Source organism: Chondromyces apiculatus DSM 436, assembly GCF_000601485.1.
GTDB classification, from domain to species: domain Bacteria; phylum Myxococcota_A; class Polyangia; order Polyangiales; family Polyangiaceae; genus Chondromyces; species Chondromyces apiculatus.
The window spans coordinates 13,510-37,603 of record NZ_ASRX01000017.1; the positions used below are offsets into that span (position 1 = coordinate 13,510).

The 24,094-nt window shown below is 71.3% G+C and carries 14 protein-coding genes; 6 read left to right on the forward strand and 8 right to left on the reverse strand.

Features of this window, described 5'->3' with window-relative positions; translation table 11 throughout:
* Positions 1 to 18 precede the first annotated feature (18 nt).
* Genes CAP_RS12570 through CAP_RS12580 form a run of 3 tightly spaced genes read right to left on the reverse strand, consistent with a single transcriptional unit; the run spans position 19 to position 4,468 of the window.
* Positions 19 to 828 carry an SDR family NAD(P)-dependent oxidoreductase gene (locus CAP_RS12570; protein ID WP_044240313.1) on the reverse strand — a complete coding sequence of 270 codons (810 nt, stop codon included), beginning with the start codon at positions 826 to 828 and terminating at the stop codon, positions 19 to 21.
* Complete coding sequence (locus tag CAP_RS12575; protein WP_044240314.1) at positions 825 to 3,569, reverse strand: M1 family metallopeptidase; 2,745 nt, start codon at positions 3,567 to 3,569, stop codon at positions 825 to 827. The genes CAP_RS12570 and CAP_RS12575 overlap by 4 nt, the downstream gene beginning before the upstream one ends.
* 50 nt (positions 3,570 to 3,619) lie before the next feature.
* Entirely contained in the window at positions 3,620 to 4,468 is an 849-nt protein-coding gene (locus tag CAP_RS12580) for a hypothetical protein (RefSeq protein ID WP_231511390.1), read from the reverse strand.
* A gap of 171 nt (positions 4,469 to 4,639) precedes the next feature.
* Between CAP_RS12580 and CAP_RS12585 the strand changes: the two genes are divergently transcribed.
* Positions 4,640 to 6,499, forward strand: coding sequence for a bifunctional homocysteine S-methyltransferase/methylenetetrahydrofolate reductase (locus tag CAP_RS12585; protein ID WP_044240316.1), 1,860 nt, complete (start codon positions 4,640 to 4,642; stop codon positions 6,497 to 6,499).
* 60 nt (positions 6,500 to 6,559) lie between these two features.
* On the opposite strand, the gene CAP_RS12590 is transcribed toward CAP_RS12585, so the two are convergent.
* From CAP_RS12590 to CAP_RS12600, 3 genes are all read right to left on the reverse strand, one after another.
* The gene (locus CAP_RS12590; protein WP_231511392.1) at positions 6,560 to 8,164 is read right to left on the reverse strand and encodes a carboxylesterase/lipase family protein; all 1,605 of its coding nucleotides are present in this window, start codon (positions 8,162 to 8,164) and stop codon (positions 6,560 to 6,562) included.
* Between the two features lie 220 nt (positions 8,165 to 8,384).
* Positions 8,385 to 9,989 carry a carboxylesterase/lipase family protein gene (locus tag CAP_RS12595; RefSeq protein WP_081864822.1) on the reverse strand — a complete coding sequence of 535 codons (1,605 nt, stop codon included), beginning with the start codon at positions 9,987 to 9,989 and terminating at the stop codon, positions 8,385 to 8,387.
* Positions 9,990 to 10,123: 134 nt separating this feature from the next.
* Positions 10,124 to 13,339: a bifunctional cytochrome P450/NADPH--P450 reductase gene (locus CAP_RS12600; RefSeq protein ID WP_370865975.1), complete on the reverse strand. Its 3,216-nt coding sequence runs from the start codon at positions 13,337 to 13,339 to the stop codon at positions 10,124 to 10,126.
* Positions 13,340 to 13,702: 363 nt separating this feature from the next.
* Here CAP_RS12600 and CAP_RS12605 point away from each other — a divergent pair, with 363 nt between their 5' ends.
* The 5 genes from CAP_RS12605 to CAP_RS53550 all read left to right on the forward strand — a co-directional run bounded on the left by CAP_RS12605 (position 13,703) and on the right by CAP_RS53550 (position 22,878).
* Entirely contained in the window at positions 13,703 to 14,485 is a 783-nt protein-coding gene (locus CAP_RS12605) for an IclR family transcriptional regulator (RefSeq protein ID WP_231511397.1), read from the forward strand.
* Positions 14,486 to 14,538: 53 nt separating this feature from the next.
* Positions 14,539 to 15,627 (forward strand): tyrosine recombinase XerC, encoded by a 1,089-nt coding sequence (locus tag CAP_RS12610; protein WP_231511399.1) that lies wholly within the window; start codon positions 14,539 to 14,541, stop codon positions 15,625 to 15,627.
* A gap of 52 nt (positions 15,628 to 15,679) precedes the next feature.
* Positions 15,680 to 18,031 (forward strand): sulfatase-like hydrolase/transferase, encoded by a 2,352-nt coding sequence (locus tag CAP_RS12615; protein ID WP_044240319.1) that lies wholly within the window; start codon positions 15,680 to 15,682, stop codon positions 18,029 to 18,031.
* Between the two features lie 184 nt (positions 18,032 to 18,215).
* Positions 18,216 to 21,749, forward strand: coding sequence for a DVUA0089 family protein (locus CAP_RS47030; RefSeq protein ID WP_081864824.1), 3,534 nt, complete (start codon positions 18,216 to 18,218; stop codon positions 21,747 to 21,749).
* Between the two features lie 61 nt (positions 21,750 to 21,810).
* On the forward strand, positions 21,811 to 22,878 hold the full coding sequence (locus CAP_RS53550) for a zinc metalloprotease (RefSeq protein ID WP_044240321.1): 1,068 nt from the start codon (positions 21,811 to 21,813) through the stop codon (positions 22,876 to 22,878).
* A 100-nt stretch (positions 22,879 to 22,978) separates the two neighbouring features.
* On the opposite strand, the gene CAP_RS52225 is transcribed toward CAP_RS53550, so the two are convergent.
* Together CAP_RS52225 and CAP_RS52230 are read right to left on the reverse strand one after the other, a co-directional pair.
* Positions 22,979 to 23,551 (reverse strand): YIP1 family protein, encoded by a 573-nt coding sequence (locus tag CAP_RS52225; protein ID WP_044240323.1) that lies wholly within the window; start codon positions 23,549 to 23,551, stop codon positions 22,979 to 22,981.
* The gene (locus CAP_RS52230) at positions 23,548 to 24,051 is read right to left on the reverse strand and encodes a hypothetical protein (protein WP_044240326.1); all 504 of its coding nucleotides are present in this window, start codon (positions 24,049 to 24,051) and stop codon (positions 23,548 to 23,550) included. The genes CAP_RS52225 and CAP_RS52230 overlap by 4 nt, the downstream gene beginning before the upstream one ends.
* Between the last annotated feature and the right edge of the window lie 43 nt (positions 24,052 to 24,094).

Below are 24,094 nucleotides of genomic sequence, written 5' to 3' on the forward strand. Positions count from 1 at the left end.
CCGAGGCCCCACGCGGCGTCAGCTACGGCCCTTGCTCTTCTTCGCCATGCGCGCGATCACCGGCCGGACCAGCACCTTCGGCACCGACTCCAGGGACAGCATCGCGGCGCGCATGGGCAGGCCGGGGATGACCCTGGCGCGGCCCGCCTTGAGCGCCGTCACCGCCTCCTCGGCGCACAGGTCCACGCTGACGTGGAGCGCCTCGGGGACGGTCTCTCGCCGGGTGCTCCCGGCGACCTCCTGGAACTCGGTGGGGACCGGGCCCGGCGAGAGGTTGGTCACGCTGACGCCGGTGCCGGCCAGCTCGGCGCGCAAGCCGTCGCTGAGCAGGTTCACGAAGGCCTTGGTCGCCGAATAGGCCACCATCTGGGGACTGGCCGCGATGCCCGCGCACGAGCCCACGTTGAGGATCGCGCCCGCGCCACGCGCCACCATCGTCGGCACGATCCGGTGGAGCAGGTACGTCGCGCTGACCACGTTGAGCTCCAGCATCTGCTCGACCTTCGGCCACGCGCTCTCGGCGAAGAAGGCGTAGTCGCCGAAGCCGGCGTTGTTGACGAAGACGTCGATCCGCTCGCCTTCGCTCTCCAGGTCGTCGAGGAATGCGCCGGTGACCTCCCGGTCGAGCAGGTCCACGGAGCGCACCACCACCCGCAGGCCCGGCCGCGCCGCGGTCAGCTCGGCGGCGAGCTCGTCGAGCCGCTCCCGGCGCCGCGCCACCAGGATCAAGGCCCCCACCTCGCGCGCGAGGACCTTGGCGATCTCCCGGCCGATGCCGGCCGAGGCCCCCGTGACCAGCGCTGTCTTCCCGGCGAGCGTCACGCTCATGACTTCACCTCGGCCTTTCTCGTGGTGCCCTTCGGCGCGCCCGCGGTGCCTTCGAGCTTGGCGATGCGCGCCTTGAGGTCGTGGTGGTCGCGCCGCAGCGTGTCCAGCTCGTCGCGCAGCCGGTCCACCTCGCGCCGCCCGGCGCCCGCGTGGTCGCGCAAGGCCTCGCGCAGGCGCCGCCGCACCCGGCCGTCCAGCTCCCGGTCCAGCGCCCGCTGCATGGCGCCGCGCGATTTGATGTCGCCGAGGTCGGTGAGCGCCCGGATCACGTCGACCCGCACGTGCGGATCGCGGGTGTCGAGCAGGTCCTCCAGCGCCTCGCGCGTCTTCCGGTCGGCGCCGAGCCGGGGCAGGGCCAGGATCGCCGCCCGCCGCCCGCGCGCCGGGACGCCGTAGCGGGTCCGCGCGAGGACGTGGGGCAGCGCGCGCTCGTCGCGCAGGTTGGCGAGGCCATCGAGGGCCCCGGAGCGGATCACGTCGGCCCAGGACGGCCTGTCGAGGATGTCCACCAGCGTCTCGAAGGCCGAGGACTGCCGGGTCGCGCCGAGGGCCCGCGCGGCCTCCGCCTCCACGAGGTAGCTCGCGTCGCGCAGCGCCATCTTCTGGAGCGCCTCGGCCGCCTTGCCCGACCGGAACTTGCCGAGGGCCCGCGCCACCGCCCGCCGCACCTTGGGGTGAGCGACGCCGGTGCGCGCGAGCAGCGTGGCGAGCGCCTCGTCCGCACGGCTCACGCTGAGGGCCTCCGCCGCCTCCGCGCGTACACCCCAGAACTCCTTCTCGTCGCCGAGCGTCCGCGCCAGGGCCTTCAGGGTCGCCGGGTCGTCCTTCTTGCCGAGCAGGTGCGCGGCGAGCGCCCTGCCCCGCGCCGAGGGCGCATGCGCGAGCTGCCCGCGCAGGAGGTCCACGGGCGCCTCCACCGTGACCTCGCCGAGGATGCGCAGGTCCGGGTCGATGACCACGAAGCGCGGGCGGCGCTGGAGCGGGATCGCGAAGGTCTGCGTCGCCTGGTCGACCCGGCGCACCTCGCGGTGCACCTCGCCGAGGCCGAAGTCGAGCACCAGGTCGAACGCGAACACCGGGGGCGTCGCGTCCGGCGGCGGCGTGTCGGCCCGCCCGGGGGCGGCGCTCCCGCCCTGGTTCTGCTTCACGGTGACCGTGCACAGGGCGTCGGTCACCTCCAGCTTGATCTCCACCTCCGGGTGCCCCGGCCGGAAGATCCACTGCTCGAAGAACCGTTCGAGCGACTTGCCGCTCGCCTCCTCGAAGGCGCGCTGCAGATCCCGGGTCTCCACGACGCTCCGCGCGTGCCGCGTGAGGTAGAGGTTCACGCCGCGCCAGAACAGGGTGTCGCCGAGCTCCCGCCGGAGCAGGTGCAGGACGAGGCCACCCTTCTCGTAGAGGTGCCTGTCGAACAGGTCGATCGGCACCTCGTAGTCCAGGCACACCACCGGCCGCTTGTAGCGACCGCGCGCCTCCGCGAGGTAGGCGTCCATGTCCCCGACGAGGCTGTGCTCGTACTCGTCGAGGCCGAGGTGGTGCTCGCGGTCGACGTGCTCCATGAAGGTGGCGAACCCCTCGTTGAGCCACCCGTGCGACCAGTCCCGGCACGTCACCAGGTCGCCGAACCACTGGTGCGCCAGCTCGTGGGCGATGAGGTCGTCGCCGGTGATGTCAAGCCCCGCGCGCTCGTCGATGAGGATGTGCTCGTACATCGTGGTGGCGGTGGTGTTCTCCATCCCGCCGAAGATGAAGTCGCTCACCACCACCTGGCTGTAGCGCTTCCACGGGTACGGGACGCCGAGCTTCTCGCCGAAGTGCCGGATCATGTCCGGCGTGCGCCGGAAGGTGCGCCGCCCGTCCTCCTCACGGCCGCGCGGCACGAGGTAGGCGAGCGGGATGCCGTCCACCTCCTCCTCGATCCGTGACAGTTCGCCGGCCACCAGGGTGAAGAGGTAGCTCGGGTGGGGCTCGTCGAGGCGGTAGTGGAAGACGCCCTGCTTCTGCTCCTTCGCGGAGTTCAAGAGCTCGCCGTTCGACAGGCACGTCCACCCTGCCGGGACCCGCACCCGGATCTCGGTGGTCTGCTTGACGTGCGGCTTGTCGATGCAGGGGAAGATGTGGCGCGCGTCCTCGTCCTGGCACTGCGTCCACACCTGGCGGGGCCGATCCGGCACGTGCTCGTCGGGCGTGAGGAAGTACATGCCCCGGCGGGGCACCGCCCGGTACGTCACCCGGATCGAGGCTTCCTGCACGTCGAGCGGCAGGTGCACCCGCAGCGACTCGCCGTCGTAGGTGTGCTCGGCCGCGGTGAACGCGGGCTCCGCGGAGGCCTTCGCCGCGCGGGCGCTCCCCTTTCCACCCTTCGCGGCCGACTTCGCGGGCGCCTTTGCAGACTTTGTAGGGGCTGCCTTCTCTGCCGCGGGCCTGCTCACCAGGAGGGTCGCGGCGATCTCCACCTTGGCGATCTCGAACCCCAGCGCGTCGAGCGCGAGGTGCGTCTCCGCCGGATCGATCCGGGTGACGTCGAGCCGCGCCGAGCCGGCGACGGCCTTCTCCTCGATGTCCAGCGCGAGATCGAGCGCGATGTGCCGGACGGTGAACGGCCGCGCGCGCTCGTACACCCTCCGGGTACCGGCGAGCGTGAAGGGGCGGGAGGAGCCCCCGGCGGCGGATGAGAACGAGGTGGATGACGAGAGCGCAGAGCCGCAGGCGCAGCGGTCGTGGAGGCGAGACTCGGCCATGGGCGCCGAGTTTCCTCACCGAACAGGCGGAATCGCAAGCGCTATCGACGTCAGTCGATGTGACCGCCGAATTGCAGGTAGATCGAGGCCACCCCGCCGCGGTCGAACCCGGGCCCGAGCGGCCTGTCCAGGGCGAGGAGCGCGCCGGCCCGCATGAAGAACGTCTTCTGCGAGTCGTAGGCGAAGTACGGCATGATCAGGGTCTGCGCGATGTCCCCGCTCGCGGTGGGGATGACCCAGGTCATCAGCGACGCACCGCCGCCGAACCCCGCCTTGCTCTGGAACTCGGGCTCCACCTTGAGCTGGAGCGCCACATCGAGGTCTCCCGAGCGCACCACGCCGAAGTTCCGGCCGCGGCTCAGCGACGGGTAGAAGCCGAGATCACCCCCCGCGCGCAGCACGAAGAAGTCGGCGAAGCGGTACTCGATGCCGCCGTAGCCCCCGAACGGGAGCGAGTCGTTGGCCCAGAGGAACGGATCCCAGAACCCCATCGCTGCGGCACCCGCGGCCGTCGCGTACCGCCATCCCCGGGCATCGACGAGGCCGAGCGGCAGCGAGACGCGCCCGCCCGCGTACCAGGTGAGATCCCCCTTGATGTCCGAGTACCAGAGCGACGCGGTGGGGTTGCCAAGGCCGATGTAGGCCGGGTCGAAGCTCGTCGCGAGCGGGAAACGGAGCCCGAGGAACAGGTTGTGGGCCACATCCCACTGGACGAAGGGCACGGCGGGGAGGGCCGTGCCGATACCCCTGGCGCTCCAGATGTACAGGTCCACCCCAGCGTCGGAGCGGTGCATGATCGGGTCCCAGTCCGCGCGGGCCTCCGAGGCCGTGAGCAGGACGGGCGCGACCGCGGTGAGGGCAACGGACAGCACAAAAGACCGGCGGATTGCGCTTTTCATCGCCTTCGTCCGTAGTGTTCCCGGGTACTCCGCGTCAATGCCGCCGCACGCGCCCAGCACATCCGGGCCCCTCCCACGCCCCTGTTCCCGCGCCATCCAGGCCCTCGGCTGTCCAGGGCGCTCCTGCGCGAACCCTTTCATGAGCCATTGCCCGCCGCTACCATGCGCCGCATGACCCCCGCGAGACCTGCGGCCCCCTTCCTCGAGGCCTTGCAGCGTTCCATCCTGGTGTTCGACGGTGCCATGGGCTCGCTCCTCTACGAGCGAGGCGTGTTCGTCACCCAGAACTTCGAGCAGCTCAACGTCACCCGCCCCGACATCGTGAAGAAGATCCACGGCGACTACGTGGACGCGGGGGCGCAGGTGATCGAGACCAACACCTTCGGGGGCAACAGCTTCCGGCTGGAGCGCTACGGCCTCGTCAACGAGGTGCGGAGCTACAACCTCGCCGGCGCCAGGGTCGCCCGCGAGGCGGCAGGGAGCGCGGCCTACGTGGCAGGCTCCATCGGCCCGACGGGCATCGTGCCTGGCGTGGCGACCCAGGAAGACCTCCGCGCCGCCGCGAGCACCTTCGCCGAGCAGGCCGCGGCGCTCGTGGAAGGAGGCGCAGACCTGCTGATGATCGAGACCTTCCGCCACATGGAGGAGCTGCGCATCGCCATCGACGCCGCGCGCCGCGCCGCGCCCGGCACCCCCATCCTGGCCTCCGTCACCTTCGATGCCGGGGGCACGGTCGCCGACGGCTCCCAGCCCGAAGGCGTCGCGGCCATGCTGCGCGACTTCGGCGTCGACGCGATCGGCATCAACTGCGGCGATGGCCCGCAGCTCGCGCTCTCCATGGCGGAGCGCATGCGCGGCACGGGCCTGCCTCTGTGCGCGCAGCCCAACGCCGGCCTCCCCCGCACCGTCGATGGGCGCCTGCTCTACATGGCCACGCCCGAGTACTTCGACGTCTTCACCCGCCGCATCATCCAGGCCGGCGCCCAGATGGTCGGGGGGTGTTGCGGGACCACCCCGGAGCACATCCGCTGGATGGTCAAATCCGCGCGCATGCTCGGCGGCGGCGCGACCCCCGCGGCCGCCGCGCGTCCCAAGGCCGCGCCCGTGGAGGTGATCGGCCTCGATCCCATCCCGCTCGCCGAGCGGAGCCGCCTCGCTTCCAAGATCGCCGCCGGGCAGTTCGTGGTCTCGGTCGAGGTGAACCCCGCCCCCGGCCTCAGCCCCGACAGCGCCCTCGCCGCGGCCAAGATGCTCATCGACAACGGCATCGACGTGGTCAACGTCGCCGACGGCCCGCGCGCCACCGCGCGCATGAGCAACCTCGCGTTCTGCGCCTTGCTCATCCAGCGCTACGGCATCGAGCCCATCCTCCACGTGTGCGGGCGCGACCGGAACCTCATCGGCCAGATGGCGCACCTGCTCGGCGCGAGCGCCGTGGGCATCCAGAACCTGGTGGTCATCACCGGCGACCCTCCCAAGATCGGCGACTACCCCGAGGCCACGGCCGTCTACGACCTCGACTCCATCGGCCTGCTCAACATGGCCAGCACCATGAACCGCGGCCTCGACCCTGCCGGCAAGCGCATCGCCGGCGGCCAGACCTCGTTCCTCCTCGCGACGGGCCTCGAACCCGGCGCCCAGGACCTCGGCAAGGAGATCCAGCGCCTCGAACGCAAGCACGCCGCCGGCGCCGAGATCGTAATGACCCAACCCATCTTCCAGCAGGAGCTGCTCGACGAGGTGCTGCGCCGCATCGCCCACCTCAACATGCCGGTGCTCATCGGCGTGCTCCCCCTGGTCAGCTACAAGAACGCCGAGTTCCTCCACAACGAGGTTCCCGGCATGCAGATCCCCGAGGCCATCCGCGAGCGCATGCGCAAGGCCCCCCCTGGCGCCGAGGCCCGCAAGGAGGGCGTCCGCATCGCCCGCGAGATGCTCTTCTCCGTGCGCGACCGCGTGCAGGGCGCCTACCTGATGCCCCCCCTCGGCAAGTACGAGCTGGCTCTTGAGGTCCTCGACGGCCTGAAGTGAGGCGCTGATCAGGATCTCGCGCGCCCGGCCGGCGTCTCACGCGCCCGGCCGGCGTCTCGGTCAGAACGAATCGACCGACACCTCGTCCCAGAAGTCGCAGAGGTCCTTCCTCACCCCGGCTTCCGTGGAGAGGTCCAGATCGAGGATCAGCGCCTCGTCGGATGCCGCTTCGTAGCGGGGCCAGGCCACGCCCTCCTGTGCGCCCGGCTCACCGCTCTCCGCGAGCCCTCCCCAGTAGCCCATCACCGCGGCCGACAGCGAGAGCTCGTCCTCGTCGAACGGCTGCGGCAAGAGCGTGCTCCGGTTGCCAAACACGAAGTTGGTCTCGGCCGAGTGGAAGGCGCCGAGATCGCCGAACAGGCCGTTCCTGGGCGCGTAGGTGAAGTGGTAGAGATACGTCTGGGCGCCCCCTGTAGCGAGCGCGCGCGCCGTCCTCCGGGCGGGGCAGACGAAGGTCGCGTCGCCCACGGCCGCCAGCGCCGCGGCTTTCGATGAGCCGTAGGTGGCGCTCGGGTAGCGCGCCACGGCCGCCTCGCCCTGCCCCGGGAAGAAGCCCTCGATCAGCGCCGCGAACGTCGCGTCGTCGGGGACCTCGAAGCCGCCGCTCAGCACGTCGAAGAGGTTCGCTTCGTCGGCGTTCGCCCCGACGATGGTCGGTACCTTCTCGAAGTCACCAGACGCGAGCTGCACGGCGGGGTGACGGGGGATGTTCCAGCCGTCAATGACCGGATACCAGCTCCCCTCCTGGGAGAAGCCGTCGCTCGCCGGGAGCGCCGCGAGCACCTCCTCGGCGGTCGCCTCCCGGAGGCACGCCGCCACGTCCGGCGCGCCCTGGCAGCCCAGCGCCTCCACGAGCATCGCGCCGTGCTCCATGGCCGAAGCTTCGTCGCTGACGAGGTTGCAAGGGCCGCTCTCAAGGATCGCGCGCTGGAAGAGCCCGCGACTCCTCGGCGAGGTGAGGTGGATGCACACGCTCGCGCCCCCCGCCGACTCTCCGAACACCGTGACCCGCGCCGGGTCGCCGCCGAAGGCCGCGACGTTGGCTTTCACCCACTCCAGGGCGGCGCGCTGATCTTCGATGCCGTACGCGCCCGAAGCCGCGTGCTCCGCGTCTTCCGCCGACAGCTCCGGCAGCGCCAGGAAGCCCAGGGGCCCCAGGCGGTAGTTGACGGTGACCACCACCGCGCCCGTCGCCTCGGAGAGCTTCTGGCCATCGTAGGCCGCCTCGCCGCCGCTGCCGAAGACGAAGCCGCCGCCGTGGATCCAGACCATCACGGGCACGGCCTCCGAGGCGGGTCGCTCCGGCGTCCACACGTTCAAGGTGAGGCAGTCTTCGCTCTCGTCGCCCGCGGGGACGCCGGCCGGGGCGCTCTGCGGGCAGGCGCCGCCGCGCTCGGTGGCCTTCAAGGTCTCGCTCCAGGGCTGCGCGGGGGCGGGTGGCTTCCAGCGCAGGTCGCCTGTGGGCGGCGCCGCGAAGGGGATGCCGAGAAAGGTGCGCGTGTCGCCGACGAGCGCGCCCTCGACCTCGCCCTTGTCGGTCATGACGCGCAGCGGGCCAGGCTCGGTCGCCGGGGTCTCGATCCCGGTGTCTTCTGTGCTGCAGCCGGTGGACGCGCCGAGCGCGCCTAGCACGAAAGCGCATGAGAACAAGGCAAGTCGGGTCATCGCGACACTCTCCTTCATACGGTCACGCGGCTTCATACGGTCACGCGGCCCACGCGGGACCCGCTCCTGGGCACCGCCTGGCCATCGGGTCAGAGGCTGGAGCCGCGCGTCCCTCCGGGCACGAGCGTACCTCTCCGATGCGTCGTCCGCAGCCATGGTCGCTCACCAGGGCACGCGCCGGAACGTCGGGCTCCGGCGGGAGCGCGCTGGGCGCCCCCGCTCACGGTGCCTCGGCAGGCCCCTCGTCCCAGAAGTCGCAGAGGTCCTTCCGCACCCCGGTCTCGGTCGCGAGGTCCAGGTCGAGGATCAGCGCCTCGTCCGACGCCGCGTCGTAGCGGGGCCAGGTCACGCCCTGCTGCGTACCGGGCTCACCGCTCTCCGCGAGCCCACTCCAGTAGCCCATCACTGCGGCCGACAGCGAACGCTCCTCCTCGTCGAACGGCTGCGGCAAGAGCTGGCTCGGGTTGCCAAACACGAAGTTGACCTCCGCCGAGTGGAACGCGCCGAGACCGTCGATCGCGGCATTCGGGGGAGCGTAGGTGAAGTGGTAGAGGTACGTGGACGTGCCCCCCGCCGAGAGGTCGCGCGCCATCTTCCGGGTAGGGCAGACGAAGGCTGCGTCGCCCAGGGCCGCGAGCGCCGCGGCCTTCGCCGAGCCGTAGGTGGCGCTCGGGTAGCGCGCCACGACCGCCTCGCCCTGCCCCGGGACGAACTGGTCCATCAGCGCCGCGAAGGCCTCCTCGTCGGGGATGTCGATGCCGCCGCCCAGCAGGTCGATGAGGGTCGCCTCGTCCGCGTTCGCCCCGACGATGGTCGGCACCCTCTCGAAGTCGCCGGACGCGAGCCGTGCCGCGGGAGAGGCCGGGATGTTCCAGCCATCGATGACCGGCTGCCAGGCCCCCTCCATGGAGAAGCCGACGCTCGCCGGCAGCGCGGAGAGGACCTCCTCGGCTGGCACCTCCCGGAGGCACGCGAGCACGTCCGGCGCTCCCTGGCAGCCCAGCGCCTCCACGAGCAGCGCGCCCTGCTCCTGCGCCGACGCCTGGTCGCTGCGCAGGTCGCACGGCCCGCTCTCAAGGATCGCGCGCTGGAAGAGCCCGCGGCTCCTCGGCGAGGTGAGGTGGATGCACACGCTGGCGCCCCCTGCCGATTCCCCGAACAGGGTGACCCGCCCTGGATCGCCCCCGAACGCCGCGATGTTGGCCTTCACCCACTCCAGGGCGGCGCGCTGATCCTCGATGCCGTACGCGCCCGACGCCGAATGCTCCGTGTCCTCCGCCGACAGCTCCGGCAGCGACAGGAAGCCCAGAGGGCCGAGGCGGTAGTTGAGGGTGACCACCACCGCACCTGTCGCCTCCGAGAGCTTCTGGCCGTCATAGGCCGCCTCGCCGCCGCTGCCGAAGAGGAAGCCGCCACCGTGGATCCAGACCATCACCGGCACGGCCTCCGACGCCGGGCGCTCCGGCGTCCACACGTTCACGGTGAGGCAATCCTCGGCCTGGGTACCCTCGGAGCTGCCCGCTGGAGAAATCTGCGGGCAAAATGCCCCGCGCGCGGTGGCCTTCAAGGTCTCCGCCCAGGGCTCCGCGGGTGCGGGCGGCTTCCAGCGCAGGTCGCCCGTGGGCGGCGCCGCGAAGGGAATACCGAGGAAGGTGCGTGTCGTGCCGACGAGGGCGCCCTCAACCTCGCCCTTGTCGGTCGTGATGCGCAGCGGTCCAGGCTCGGTCGCGGGGGTCTCGGGGTCCGTGTCTTCCGAGCTACAGCCGGTGGACGCGCCGAGCGCGCCGAGCACGAAGGCGCATGAGAACAGGGCAATTCGGGTCATCGCGACACTCTCCTTCACGCACGCCGCTCCTGGGCACCGCCTGGCTATCGGGGCCGGAGGCCGGAGGAGCAAGCCCCTGGTCGCGCGAGAGCACCTCTGCGTCGCGTCATCCGGGCACCGCTCAGGTCACCCGTTCATGCGAACACATCGGGGACGTAGCGGCCCTCGCGCTCTCTGGTATCGAGCCACTGGGCGGACTCGGCGCTCGAGCAGCCAGTGGCCTCCTCGTGGATGCGGGCGAGCGTCGCCCTCACCGCGGGAGCCATGCGCTGTCCATCGCCGCACAGGAAGAAGATGGCGCCCCGCTCGTAGAGCGCACGCAGCCTCGCGCGCTCCTGCCAGACGCGGTGCTGCACGAAGCTGACCTCGCCGTCGGGTTGCTGGAAGAAGGCGGGCAGCACGGTCACGAGGCCCTCGCGCTCCCAGCGGGACAGCTCCTCGCGGTACAGGAAATCGACGTCGGGGTGATCGCATCCGAAGAGGAGGAGCGCCTCACCCGCCGCTTCGCCCGTCGCCTTGCGCGCAGCGCGCTCCTGGAGGAAGCCGCGGAAGGGCGCGAGACCCGTCCCGGCGCAGATCATGACCACGGGCGTGTCGTTCGTGGCGGGCGGGTGGAACGGCACGTTGGGGGTGCGCACCGCCACGGGAACCACGTCGCCGGGCTGGAGGCGCGCGAGGTAGCTGGAACAGGTGCCCTGGAACTGGCCTTGACCGGAGAGCGCCGGCGCATCGACGACGGCGACGGTGAGCGTGCATCGGGTGGGATCGACGCGCGGCGACGAGGAGATGGAGTACTGGCGCACGCGCATCGCGGGGAGCAGCTCCAGGAACTCGCCGAGCGAGAGGAGGCACGAGGGGTAGGCGTCGAGCAGGTCGAGCACACTCACGCGGCGGTCGAGGATCTCGGCCCTGTAGCGCGCCGGGTCTGCGGCCAGGGCGGCGAGGTGGGCGCGGTGCGGTGGGCAAGGGTTCTGCGCGGCGAGGCGCGCGAGGTCCTTGCGGGTCGCAGGCGTGGACAGCTCCACGTGGCGGCCGAGCAGCTCCTGGATGGACACGGGGCGCTCGGTGGGGAGCGAGGCGGCCATGGCGCCGCGGGTCGAGCGGAGGACGACCGCGGCGTCGGGCTTGATCCCGAAGCGGCGGGCGGCGCGGGCGACGAGGTCGGGGGGGTTCTCGGGGAGGATGGCGAGGTAGTCTCCCGCGGCGTAGGTGACGCCTTCGGGCAGCGCAATCTCGAGGTGGCGCTTGGAGCGGCCGAAGGGCGAGGTCATGTCGACCAGCTCGCGGTTCTCGGTGATGGTGGCGAGGGCGAGGCGGTTCTGCGCCACGAGGTCGGCGCCGGCTGGAGAGACGATCTCCACGGCATAGAGCGGGGTCGTGGAGACCTCGTCCTCGCCGGTGCCGAACGCCTCGCCGAGCGCGCCCCAGAAAGGGGCGTACCAGTGCTCGAAGTCGCCGAAGAAGTCGGCGCGCGCGTCCCCCTCGCCGCGAGGAAGGATGGCCTCGGCGCCGGCGCGGGTGAGGTGCTCGTCGATCTGCCTGGGGACCTGTTGGTACGTGCTCGCCCAGTCGCGGTTGCCGCAGCCGAACACGGTGTAGCGGACGCCGGAGAGCGACCCCTCGACAGCCTCCATGAGCCAGGCGAGGAACCGGCGCGCGTTGTCCGGCGGCTGGCCGTTGTAGGAGGCGCTGACGACGGCGACGGCGCCCTCGGTAGGGAGGCTCGCGGTGCCCTCGTCGAGCGTCGCGACCCGCGTCGCGTAGCCGCGCGCGCTGCCATCGCTGGCAATGCGGCGGGCGAAGGCCTCCGAGGCGCCGGAGTTCGAGCCGTACAGCACGAGGAGCGGGGTGCCATGAGAAGGCACGCGGGCGGGCCCGCTGGCTGCGCCAGATGCGCTGGATGCGCCGGTCACGCCGGACACGCGGGTCACGCCGGGGCGGGCGGCGGGGCCTTCCGCAGGACGGGAGACGGTGCGGGAGATGGGCTTGCGCAGCCGGGCGCGGACGGTGAGGCCCTGGGGTTTGAGGGTGAGCGTCTCCTTGACCTTGAGCGTGTAGCGCCCGGGCCGCTCCAGCTCGAAGCGCTGGAGGAGCATGGCGAGCACCAGGGTCGCTTCCTGGAAGGCAAAGGTCCGGCCAATACAGGCGCGCTGGCCATTGCCGAAGGGCTTCCAGGCGTGGGTGGGGATGGCTTCGCGCGCGCCGGGGGCGAAGCGCTCGGGGTCGAAGCGCTCGGGATCCTTCCAGACCGCAGGGTCGCGGTGCAGGAGCGGCAGGAGCACGGTGAGGGGGTCGGTGGTGCGCACGGGGTAGCGGCCCGCGAGCACCGTGTCCTCGCGGGCGTGCACGCTGAAGGCGGGCGCGGTGGGGTAGAGGCGCAGGGTCTCGCGGAGGACCTGGTCGAGGTAGCCGAGCTCCGCGAGGTGCTCGTAGCGCGGCGCGGTCGTGCCGAGCACGCGGTCGGCTTCCTCGCGGGCGCGGGCAAGGGCCTCGGGGTTGTCGAGGAGCAGGTGAATGGCGAACGAGAGCAGGCCGCTCGTGGTCTCGTGCCCGGCAATGAGGAAAGTGACGAGCTGATTGCGGATGTTGACGTCGTCGAGCCCCTCGCCGGTGAGGGGGTCCTTCGCATTCAGCATGAGGCTGAGCAGGTCCCTCGGAGCGCTCTGGGGCTCCCCGCGATCCTCGCGGCGCCGCTTCGCGATGAGGTCGCGGGTGATGCCGTGCATGAGGTCCATGTGGCCGTCGAACCTGTGCCTCGTGAGGAGCATGAGCCGGTTCTGGATGGGCAAGCGCTGCGCGCGCAGGCCGGCCTCCGTCAGCGCACCGATCATGGCGTCGACGAAGGGGTGCATCTCCTTCTGGTAGAACGAGTTGAAGCGGTAGTTGAACCCGCACAGCGCAATGGTGTCGAGGGTGAGGCGGGTCATGGTGTCGGCGACGTCGTGAATGGTGTCGGGACCGAGGCGCTCCCATTTCGTGAGCATCTGGTCGGCGACGTCGAGCATGTCGTCGAAGTAATTGCGCATCGCCCCCGGGCCGAAGGCGGGCATGAGCACCCGGTGGGCCTTGCCCCACTGCGGCTCGTGGGTATGGGCGGTGAAGAGGCCATCGCCACCGACGGCGCGGAGCTGCTCGATGACGCCGCCGATGTTCTTGTCGAACCGCGCCTCGTCGCACACATCGGCGACGAGGTCGTGGCCGCTGAGGACGAGCACCGTGTGGCCACCCGGGAATGCCAGGCGATAGATCGGTCCGAGCCTGCGCCCGATGTCGATCATGCTCTGCAGCGGGGTCTCGGTCGACAGCTCGGCCATGTTGCCCACGAAGGGGCGGACGGGCGGCTGGGGAATGGCCTCGGGGGCTCGGGGGGCTCGGGGGGCGCGCGGGGTGCCGTTGGTATGGGCTGCGTGGGTCGCGGGGGTCGCGCGGGGGTCGGAGGGGTGATTCACGGGTTGCTCCTCTCGTCGCGCTCGGAGCCTGAGCGCGCGCTTCCACCTGCACCGCCGGGGGCAGGTGCAGGCGATGGACGTGCGTCCGGGCTTGGTGAGCGGCAGGGTCTGTGGTGCGCCTGTGGCGCACGGAGGACGGTAATGCCGCCCGGGGTAGGATCAACGCGAAGCCGTGGTTCGTGCCGCCTGGCGGCACAGCCGGCGGGATCCAGCCGCGATGCGCTGGTTGACGGGACGCGCACGTCATCGCTTGATGGGGAGGTGGTGCTCCGCAGCGTGACCGTGGCGCTCCAGGTATTCGAGGTCGTCGCCATGCAACAACCCATCGGGGTGAGTGAGATCTCCCGGCGCCTCGGCATGTCGAAGTCGACGGTGCAGCGCTGCCTCGTCACGCTGGGCGAGGCCGGGTGGATCCGACCCGAGGTGACGGCAGGTCCCACGCGCTGGGTGATCACCTCCAAGTCGTTCGGCATCGGGCGCCGGGTGGGCAACAGCCGGCACCTCCGGACAGCGGCGCTGCCGGTGCTGGAGCGGCTGCGTGATGCGACGGGCGCTCCTGTCGAGCTGATCGTGCCGGAGGGGCGGGAGGGGGTCCTGATCGAGCGGGTGGCCACCGCGGCGACGGAGTGGCTCTTCCTGCCTCCGGGGCTGAGGGCGCCCCTGCACGTGCGCGCGGACGGGAAGGTGATCCTGGCGCGGCTGCCGGAGGAGGACCTGGAGGCCTACCTCGGCGAGGGGCTGGAAATGCTGACCCGGCAGACGGTGACCGATCCGATGCGGCTGCGGCGCGAGCTGGCGAGCATCCGCGCGCGGGGCTGGGCGGCGTCGATCGACGAGCTGGTCGACGGGGTGAGCACCCTGGCGAGCGCCGTGGTCGACCTGGAGGGGCGCCCGCTCGCGGCAGTGTCGCTACACCTGCCCTCGGAGCCTTTCCAGGTGCACCAGGCGCGGAACCGCAAGCTCGTGGTGGCGGCGGGGATCGAGATCGGCGCGCGGCTCGACGGGCGCGAGGTCGGGGGGAGGGCGGGGCTGGAGAAGAGGCGCTGATCCATGCGCCCGCGGCTTTGGCCCGGAGCGGGTGGGGGTGGTAGGGGTGGGAGGTGCGAACCAGGCGCGAGCGACGGCGGCCAGAGGAGGCCCAGGGGATCCAGGGGAGCGGAGGGGCCGGCGAGGCCGGCGAGAAGACCGTCGAAGACGCGCCGCCGCCTGCAGCGCGAGGCAGCCTGGAAGGTGCCATCGCCAGGTTCCTCGCGCACCTCCAGGGGGAGAAGCGCGCGTCGCCCAACACCGTGGCCGCCTACCGGCGGGATCTGGAGCAGCTCGCGCGGTTCGCGCGGGAGCGGGGGTTCGCGCGGGAGCGGGTGAAAGAGCGCGCGGAGGCGCCCACGCCCGCCGACGTGGACGTGTTGCTCCTCCGAAGCTGGCTCGGCACCCTGGCACGGACGCATGCGCCAGCGTCGATTGCGCGCAAGATCGCGGCGGTGCGGGCGCTCCTCAAGTACCTGGAGCGGCTCGGCGAGGTGACGAAGAACGCGGCGACCGCCCTCCAGCTCCCGAAGGTGCGGCGACCCATGCCCACGTTCCTGAACGTGGACGCGGCGGCGGAGGTCATGGAGATCCCGGACGAGGACTCGCCGGAAGGGCTGCGCGACAGGGCCATGCTGGAGACGCTCTACGGGGCGGGGCTGCGCGTGTCGGAGCTGTGCGGGCTCGATCTGCGGAACGTGACGTGGCACGCGGCGCCCGGCGGCGGGAGGGAGGCGACCTTGCGGGTGATCGGCAAGGGCGACAAGGAACGCCTCGTGCCGCTCGGCCAGAAGGCGGTGGCCGCGGTGCGGGCGTACCTCGCGCGGCGGGACGAGCTGCGCCACCCGCAGACCGGCGCGCTGGATCCGCAAGCGGTGTTCGTGTCGCGGCGCGGGGTCAGGCTCGGGCCGCGCTGGGTGCAGAAGCTCGTGCAGCGGTACGGAGCGCTCGGGGCGGGGCGGGGCGACCTGCACCCGCACGCGCTGCGCCACACCTGCGCGACGCACCTGCTCGACGGAGGCGCGGATCTGCGCGCCATCCAGAAGCTCCTCGGGCACGCGAGCCTGTCGACGACCCAGCGGTACGCGCACGTGTCGGTCGACCACCTGATCCGCGTCTACGACCAGGCCCACCCGCTGGCGAAGCAACGCAGGGCGGGGTGAGGGCGCTGCCAGGCGTTGCCCCCGCGAGCACCCCAGTGCTACGCCATCGGCCGTGGTGACCCAGCGCGAGCGACGGAGTTCTGGCGACATCACGCGCCGCGGCTGGGGCGTGCGCTTCGCGCAGAGCGTGTTCGGCGCGTCGATCTGCGCGCTCGTGGCCGCGCTGCTCGACGCGGGGTGGGCCTCGGACGAGGCGCAGGGCGCGGGGAAGCTCGCCGCGTGGCTCGCCGACGCAGGGCTCATCGCGCCAGTGGCGCTCGTGGTGGGCGCCCTCGTCGGCCTCGGGGCGATCGTCACCGACCCTGCGGAACCGCCCTCGCCGTTCACCCTGATGGATGCACTGCGGCGCCGGGCGGTGGGGCGGCCGGCCGACATCGCGGCCTTCGTGCCGCTGGTGATCCTCGCTGGCTTCGCCTGGATGACCCTCTCGGCGCACCTCGCGCGGGCGCTGCTCGGCCTCGACGCGCCGGCGGCGCTGACCGGCACGGCCGTCGCGGCGGGGTCGCTGGGGCTCGGGATCGTGGCGGCCCTCGCCGTGCTGGCGCTGACCCCCTCGCTCCGGCACCTGCTCGCGATGATGAGCGAGTACGCGCGCCCCGTCGTGGACCCGGCGGTCACCGGAGCGGCGGCGCTCGTCGTGACGGGCACGCTGTTCGGGATGGGGATCGCCTCCGGAGGGCTCTCGGGCGAGGACGGCCTGCTCGGCATCTACGGGGTGCTGCGGCGGCCCGAGCTCGACCTGCGGGCGCCGGCGATCCTGATGCTGATGGTGCTGGGCGGGTTCTTCGCGCCGGCCGCGCTGCGCTCGCTGCGGGGCGTCCTGGCCCTCGGGCTCGCCGTGCTTCCGCTCGCGCTCACGGTCAGGGCAGCCGGTGCCCTCAACGCCGAGGCCGCCCTGAGCCAGGCGCTGGAGCGGAGCGCGCCCCTCGGCGGCAAGGCGCTCGCGGCGCTGCGGCGCCTGAGCGATCGCGACGGCGACGGCGCGGGGGCCTGGTTCGGCGGCGGGGACTGCGACGACCGGAACGCGAAGATCAGCCCACTCGCGGACGAGATCCTGGACAACGGCATCGACGAGGACTGCTCGGGGAGCGATCTGACCTCGCAGGCCGTGAAGGACCTCGCGCCCGCGCCCACGTCCCATGCGCCCACGGCGGCGGCGGACACGGCGACGAAGGTACCGGCGGACCTCAACCTGGTGCTGATCACCATCGACACCCTGCGCTGGGACCTCGGCTACGCCGGCAACCCCCACCCGCTCTCGCCGAACCTCGACGCGCTCGCCGCGCGCTCGACCATCTTCGACAAGGCGTACGCGCTGGCGTCGTACACGGGCAAGAGCATCGGGCCGATGCTTATCGGCAAGTACGGGAGCGAGACGCACCGGAACTGGGGCCACTTCAACAAGTTCAGCGAGGAAGACACCTTCGTGGCCGAGCGCCTGAAGCGCGCCGGGGTGTACACGATGGGCGTCCACGGGCACCGGTACTTCGGGGATTTCGGGGGCCTCGACCGGGGCTTCGACGTGGTCGACATGAGCGCGGCGCCGCCAAAGGAAGCCGACTGGGCGGTGGACAACACCGCGTCGAGCCCCGGGCTGACTGACGCGGCTATCAAGCTGCTCGGGGAGCACGGAAGCAAGCGGTTCTTCCTGTGGGTGCACTACCTCGACCCGCACGCCGACTACCTGCGGCACGAGGATGTCCCCTCGTTCGGCAAGACGCAGCGCGACCTCTACGACGGGGAGGTGGCGTTCACCGACAAGCACATCGGCCGGCTGCTCGACTTCGTGAAGGCGGCGCCGTGGGGAGCAAAGACGGCGGTCGTCGTCACCAGCGATCACGGCGAGGCGTTCGGCGAGCACAAGATGTACCGGCACGGCTTCGAGGTGTGGGAGGAACTCGTTCGGGTGCCGCTCCTCGTGCACGTGCCCTCTGCGCCCCCCTCGCGGGTGACCGCGCGGCGGAGCCTGGTCGATCTCACCCCGACGCTGCTGGACCTGATGCACGTGCCCTTGCCGGGCGGCGCAGGCGGGGCGCCTGGCGGAGCGCCGGGTGCGGGCCAGGAAGGCGGCACGCCGAGCGAGAGCGATTTCCTGTCGGGCACGTCGCTCCTGTCGGACGTCTTCCTTGCCCCTGGCCAGGCGGCCCAGGCGCGCGACGTGCTCGTCGACATGCCGGGGGGCCCCTACAACGACGCGCGGCGGGCGCTCATCCACGGGGACCTGAAGCTCACCATCTCCAACGGGGCGCGGTTCGAGCTGTACGACCTGGCGGCCGATCCCGGGGAGCAGAAGAACCTCTGGGACGTGGCGGATGCGCGCGGGAAGCGCGACGAGATCGAGGCGCTGTACGCGGCGACGAAGGCGCGGATGCGCGAAATCAAGGTGACCGGGAAGCGAAAATAGACGCGCGCTCTTGGGTGCGTGCAGTGGATGCGGTGGGGTCGAGAGCCCACCTGCGCCGCCCTGAGCAGGGACAGGCATGTACAAGGAAAGCGATCCAGAGTAATCGTCGCTCATCCACTGACAGCCTGGGAGGCCTTGCGGCATGAGAGTGACGAAGCGGGTAACGTGGTGCCTGGGACTCGGCATGCTGCTCTCGAGCAGCACAGGTTGTGAACTCATCGTTCAGGCGGATCGGTCCCAGATCCCTGACGTTGGTAGCGGTGGTGCTGGCGGCACGGGCGGCGCTGGCGGTGCCGGTGGTGGCGTCGGCGGTGCCGGTGGTGGCGTCGGCGGTGCCGGTGGTGGCGTCGGCGGTGCTGGCGGTGGCGTCGGCGGTGCCGGTGGTGGCATCGGCGGTGATGGCGGCGCTGGCGGTGGCGTCGGCGGTGCCGGTGGCGATGGCGGCGCTGGCGTCGGCGGTGCCGGTGGCGGCGTCGGTGGCGCCGGCGGCGCTGGCGTCGGCGGAGCCGGTGGCGTCGGCGGTGCTGGTGGCGGCGCCGGCGGGGATGGCGGCGCTGGCGGTGGCAGTACGAACCCGTTCTGCGGCAACGGCGTGGTCGACGCGGGGGAGGCGTGCGACGACGGCAACTCCATCGGCAACGACTGCTGCTCGTCGAGCTGCCAGGTCGAGGCGACGTGCGAGGTGGAGCCGAACGACACCGAGGCGGAGGGCAACGAGCTCACCACCATCGTCGCTGGTGGCTCGCTGCTGCGCGGCCACATCAACCCCACGGACGACGTGGATTACTTCCGGTTCGAGGTGCCCGCAGGGTCCACCGGCTCGTTCGCGGCCGAGACCATCGCCGGGCTGAGCGGCCTGTCGTGCGGCATGCCCGACTTCGACCCTGCGTTCATGCTCTATGACGGGATGGGCGATCTCGTCGCGACGAACGACGACATCGACGCGGAGAGCGGGAACTACTGCGCGAGCATCACGACCGAGGGGCTCGCCGAGGGCGAGTATTTCCTGGCAATCACGAGGTCGCCGTACGCGGGACCGGTCACCTTCGGGTACGTGGCCGACACCACCCTGCTGTTCGCCACCTGCGGCAACAGCACGGTCGAGGGCAACGAACTCTGCGACGACGGCAACACCACCGACGGCGACGGCTGCAGCGCCACCTGCTCCCTGGAGACGGCGACGACCGAGGTCGAGCCGAACAACACCTTCACCCAGGCGCAGACGAACCCGCACATCACCCCGAACGCGCTGATCACAGGCGCCATCACCCCCATCGGCGACGTCGACTACTTCGCGATCGACCTCCCCGGCATCGCCGATCTGGCCATCGAGACCTTCGACCCAGGGAGCACGAGCGCCTGCGCCTCGGTCGACACCCAGATCACCCTCTTCAGGCCCAACGGTACGACCGCGATCGCGACCGACGACGACAGCGGCATCCTCGCCTGCTCGAAGCTCGACCCGACGATCAACGCGGGCCTGTCCCGCCTCGCCGCGGGCACCTACTATCTGCGCGTCCGCGAGTTCCAGAACGACGCGACCATCCCCGGCTACAACGTGGTGGTCCGCCTCGCCGCGCTGTGCGGTGACGGCGTCCGGCAGCTCTCGGAGGAGTGCGACGGCGGGCCCGGCTGCAACGCGGACTGCACCCGCACGCCCGTGTGCGGCGACGGGATCGTGAACGGCGGCGAGATGTGCGACGACGGCAACACCACAGACGGTGACGGCTGCAGCGCCACCTGCGCGCTGGAGGGGCTCGTCTCCGAGGTGGAGCCGAACGACACCACCGCGGAGGCGACGACGAACGGCGCCACCCTGCCCGACGTCATCTTCACCGGCGCGATCGATCCGGCAGGCGACGAAGACTACTACGCCATCGAGGTCCCGAGCGTCGCCGATCTGGTCGTCGAGACCTTCGACGGCAACGGCCCCGGCTCCTGCGAGGGCGTCGACACGGAACTGCAGCTCATCGCGCCGGACGGGACCACGCTCCTCGCGTACAGCGACGAGGAGGGCATCAATAGCTGCTCGCTGATCGAGGGCCCCGGCGCCATCCAGCTCCCGCCCGGCACCTACTTCGTGCGGGTCAACGAGTACTTCGGCGACCCCATCGACGCGTACAGCCTGCAGGTGCGCTTCGCGGCGCTCTGCGGCGACGGCCAGGTGGAAGGCACCGAGGAGTGCGACGGCGGCGCGGCCTGCGACACCTTCTGCCAGCGCGTCCCCACCTGCGGCGACGGCCACATCGACGCTCCCGAGACCTGCGACGACGGCAACACCACGGCCGGCGACGGCTGCAGCGCCACCTGCGTGCTCGAAGCCACCGCGGAGGAGGAGCCCAACGACACCGCGACCGACGCCGACACCAACGGCCCGATCGCCCTCGGTGGGCTGACCTCCGGGTCGATCAGCCCTGAGTCCGATCTCGACGTCTTCGCGGTCACGCTGACGACGGTCTCCGATCTTCGCGTCGAGACCTTCGGACCTACGGGGCCCGGGGCCTGCGACGCGACCGACACCTTCGTGGAGGTGCTCGGCACCGACGGCGCCACGGTGCTCGCCGAGGACGACGACGGCGGCATCTCCACCTGCTCGCTCCTCAACGCCTCGGGAAACGCGGCGCTCGCGCACCTGCCGCCGGGGACCTACTACGTGCGGGTCCAGAGCTACAACCAGGAGTACCTGATCCCCGGCTACACGCTGCAGGTCACGCTCGAGGCGAGCTGCGGCGACGGCCAGGTGGAGGGCACCGAGGAGTGCGACGGTGGCGCTGGCTGCACTGCGACCTGCGAGCGGGTCGCGGCCTGCGGTGACGGCTACGTGGACTTCCCCGAGGGCTGCGACGACGGCAACACCACCGCCGGCGACGGCTGCAGCGCCACCTGCACCATCGAGGGGCTGGTCGCGGAGGTGGAGCCAAACGACAGCCCGGCCGAGGCGGACCTCGCCTCCGTGCAGATCACGGGTGACGCCCAGATCACCGGCGCCATCGGCAGCATCGGTGACCAGGACGTGTTCGTCGTCGACCTGCCGACCGAGAGGGTGGTTCGCTTCGAGGTGCTCGACAGCACCGCAGGCGACTGCCAGGGCGGCATCGAGACGACCCTGCGCGTGCTCGATGACCAGGGCACCGTGATCGCGACCGACGAGGTGGCGACCGACGACATGGCGAGCGGCATCTCCGGCTGCTCGGCGCTGGTGGTGCGGCTCCCGGCGGGGACGCACTACGTGCAGGTCGAGGACCGGGGCAACAACGCACCGATCCCGTTCTACCTGCTCGAGGTCCGCACCCAGACGGCCGCGCCCGGCGAGACCGAGTCCAACAACACCATCGCCACCGCGGACGTGCTGAGCGGGACCGACGTGGTCCTTCTCGGAGAGCACCCGACCTATCAGGACAGCGACTTCTTCGCGATCCAGGTGGGCGCGGGGCAGTCGGTGAGGGCGGAGATCCTGGAGGGCACCGGCGACTCCTGCGAGTCGGGTGAAGTGGATAGCCGGATCACCCTCTTCGACGCAGACGGGGTCCAGCTCGCGGACGACGACGACGACGGCCGTGGGCTGTGCTCCACGCTGGACGGCACCGGCTCGGCGCCGCGGGACGGTGGCGCGCACGGGCTCGACGCTGGGACGTACTACCTCCGGGTCCGCGCCTCGGCGTTCGCGTCCACGTCGGCGGAGTCGTTCTCCTACCGGCTGGCGCTCACGGTGCGCTAACGTTCCGCTAACGTTCCGCTGACGTTCCACGGGCCACGCACGAGACGAAGGGAAGCAGCACATGCCGACGAATCGACGCTGGGGATACGCGAGCGCGCTGGCCTTGACCCTCGTCGCAGCCATACCGCTCACCGCGGGTGGCTGCGCGGAGGAGGAGGCTCCCGAGGGTGCGGGCGTGAACGGGCAGCCTGCCACGGACCTCGACGGTGATGAGGCGCTCCCTGGCAGCGCCGACGAGCACGGCGCCACCGAGCCGGGTGCCGCGAGGCCCGAGCAGGCTGCAGACGTCGACGGCGACGACCTCCAGGCAGGCGTCTCCGTCGACCCCTCAGCCGCAGCGACGCCGGCGGCGCGCGCGTGCGGAACCAGGACGCCGACGCGCGCGGAGGCAGCCCACACCGAGAAGCGTCTCGACGAGACGCGGACCCTCGCCAGCGCGGCGCCCCCGGCCATCATCACCATCCCCGTGGCGTGGCACGTGATCAACAAAGGTCCCGGCACCGGCAACGGCAACGTGACCGAGCAGATGATCACCGACCAGATGGATGTGCTCAACGAGGCCTACGCGGGCGACACCGGAGGCGCTGCCACGAAGTTCCGCTTCGAACTGCTCTCCGTGCAGCGGGTCACCAACGCCGACTGGTTCAACATGGGCTCCGGCTCCCTGGAGGAGATCGAGGCCAAGGAGGCGCTGCGGGTGGGCGGCCCGGAGACCCTCAACATCTACACCGCGAACCTGCTCGGCGGCCTCCTCGGCTGGGCGACCTTCCCCGACTGGTACGAGGACTACCCGCTCGACGACGGTGTGGTGCTGCTCCACTCCTCGCTGCCCGGAGGCTCCGCGTCGCCCTACAACCTGGGCGACACGGCCACGCACGAGGTGGGCCACTGGCTGCACCTCTATCACACGTTCCAGGACGGCTGTGACAAGTACAACGACTACGTGAAGGACACGCCGCAGGAAGGATCGCCCGACTTCGACTGCACGGAGAGCCGCGATACCTGCAGCGCCGCAGGCATGGATCCCATTCACAACTTCATGGACTACTCGGACGACGACTGCCTGAGCGAGTTCACGCCGGGGCAGGCCGAGCGCATGCTCACCTCCTGGCAGACCTACCGCCGCTGAGCGGCCTTCGCCCCGCACCTCGGAGACCCCCGGCGTCACCCGTCACGTGACGTCGCGGGAGGCCGACCGACGGCGCTGGCCGACCCGGAGCTTCCGCGCCTCAGCGGAGCAAGATCCCCCCCGCCGCCCCCTGCACCACGAACCCTGCGAGCGCGATGAGCGCCGAGCGCAGGGGCCCGACCCCGTGCGCTGCCCGCAAGCCAAGGGCACAGAGCGCGAGGCACCCAAGCACGGCCAGCGGCGCGTAGAAGCGCATCGCGGAGGCGAGCGCGCTGTGGCCTGCCACCAGGAACACCGTCAGGTCCGGCACCACGAACAGGAGCGCGACGGGCGTCGCGTACCCGACGCCGATCACCGCGAGGGTGGCGCCGACGGGACCGCGACCTCCGGAGAGTCGGCACAGGCCATGGCAGACGAGGCCGAAGAGGAGCCAGAGCGCCACGAAGAGGGGCGCCACGAAGAGCGCTTGCCAGAGGTAGTACTGCGCGCGAGGGATGGGGACGAGCGTGACCGAGGGCGCGTGCCCTCCCGCGTGGAGTAGGAGCGCGAACGTGGCGTACAGAGCGCCGAGCACCAGGATGGCCACGAGCCCGTCATGGGGCGTCGCCCGCTGAGCGATCCGGGCGAGGGTGACGCGAGGGCTGCGGAGGAGACCGAGAAGGACCTGGATCACGACACCGCGCGCGTACCACGGCGCTGGGACCGTGGCGACGCGCGCAGGATGGGCCGCACCTCCGAGATGCGCGGAGGCATCTCGTCCTCCCGCAGCACGTCGACGAGGCGGAGCCCCGCGGCTTCGTCTTCCACGAAGTGGAGTTCGAAATCTTTCTTGTTCTTGTCGCGCGTGAGGAGCCGGGCGGCGTGGAACAGCATCGTCGCCAGCACGCGCTGCTTGAAGTTCGCGCCGTGGATGATCACCACCCGGAAGAGCTGCCCAAAGTCGCGCTTGCCGACCAGCCGCCGGGCCGCGGGCTCGATGTCGCCGAGGCGTGAACAGTCGGCGATCCAGAGCAGCCGACCATGCTCCCTCTGCGCGGCGAGCATCGTCTCGTAGAACAGCTCGACGTCCTGCTCGCCCAGGTTCCCGAGGAGCCGCGAGAGATAAAGATCGGGCGGATCCACGCGCACCTCGAACTGTCCCATGTGTCGCCAGAGCTGCTCGTCATTCTCCATGGGGTTCTCTCTCGGAGCCTTTGCAAGCGTGCACGATCGCCAC

Excerpts from the sequence above, each read along its gene's own strand:
- CAP_RS12590 (WP_231511392.1), bottom strand. The coding sequence starts at position 8,164 with ATGACCCGACTTGCCTTGTTCTCATGCGCTTTCGTGCTAGGCGCGCTC.
- CAP_RS52230 (WP_044240326.1), bottom strand. The coding sequence starts at position 24,051 with ATGGAGAATGACGAGCAGCTCTGGCGACACATGGGACAGTTCGAGGTG.
- CAP_RS12585 (WP_044240316.1), top strand. The coding sequence starts at position 4,640 with ATGACCCCCGCGAGACCTGCGGCCCCCTTCCTCGAGGCCTTGCAGCGT.
- CAP_RS47030 (WP_081864824.1), top strand. The coding sequence starts at position 18,216 with ATGCTGCTCTCGAGCAGCACAGGTTGTGAACTCATCGTTCAGGCGGAT.
- CAP_RS12580 (WP_231511390.1), bottom strand. The coding sequence starts at position 4,468 with ATGAAAAGCGCAATCCGCCGGTCTTTTGTGCTGTCCGTTGCCCTCACC.
- CAP_RS12575 (WP_044240314.1), bottom strand. The coding sequence starts at position 3,569 with ATGGCCGAGTCTCGCCTCCACGACCGCTGCGCCTGCGGCTCTGCGCTC.
- CAP_RS12595 (WP_081864822.1), bottom strand. The coding sequence starts at position 9,989 with ATGACCCGAATTGCCCTGTTCTCATGCGCCTTCGTGCTCGGCGCGCTC.
- CAP_RS12570 (WP_044240313.1), bottom strand. The coding sequence starts at position 828 with ATGAGCGTGACGCTCGCCGGGAAGACAGCGCTGGTCACGGGGGCCTCG.
- CAP_RS53550 (WP_044240321.1), top strand. The coding sequence starts at position 21,811 with ATGCCGACGAATCGACGCTGGGGATACGCGAGCGCGCTGGCCTTGACC.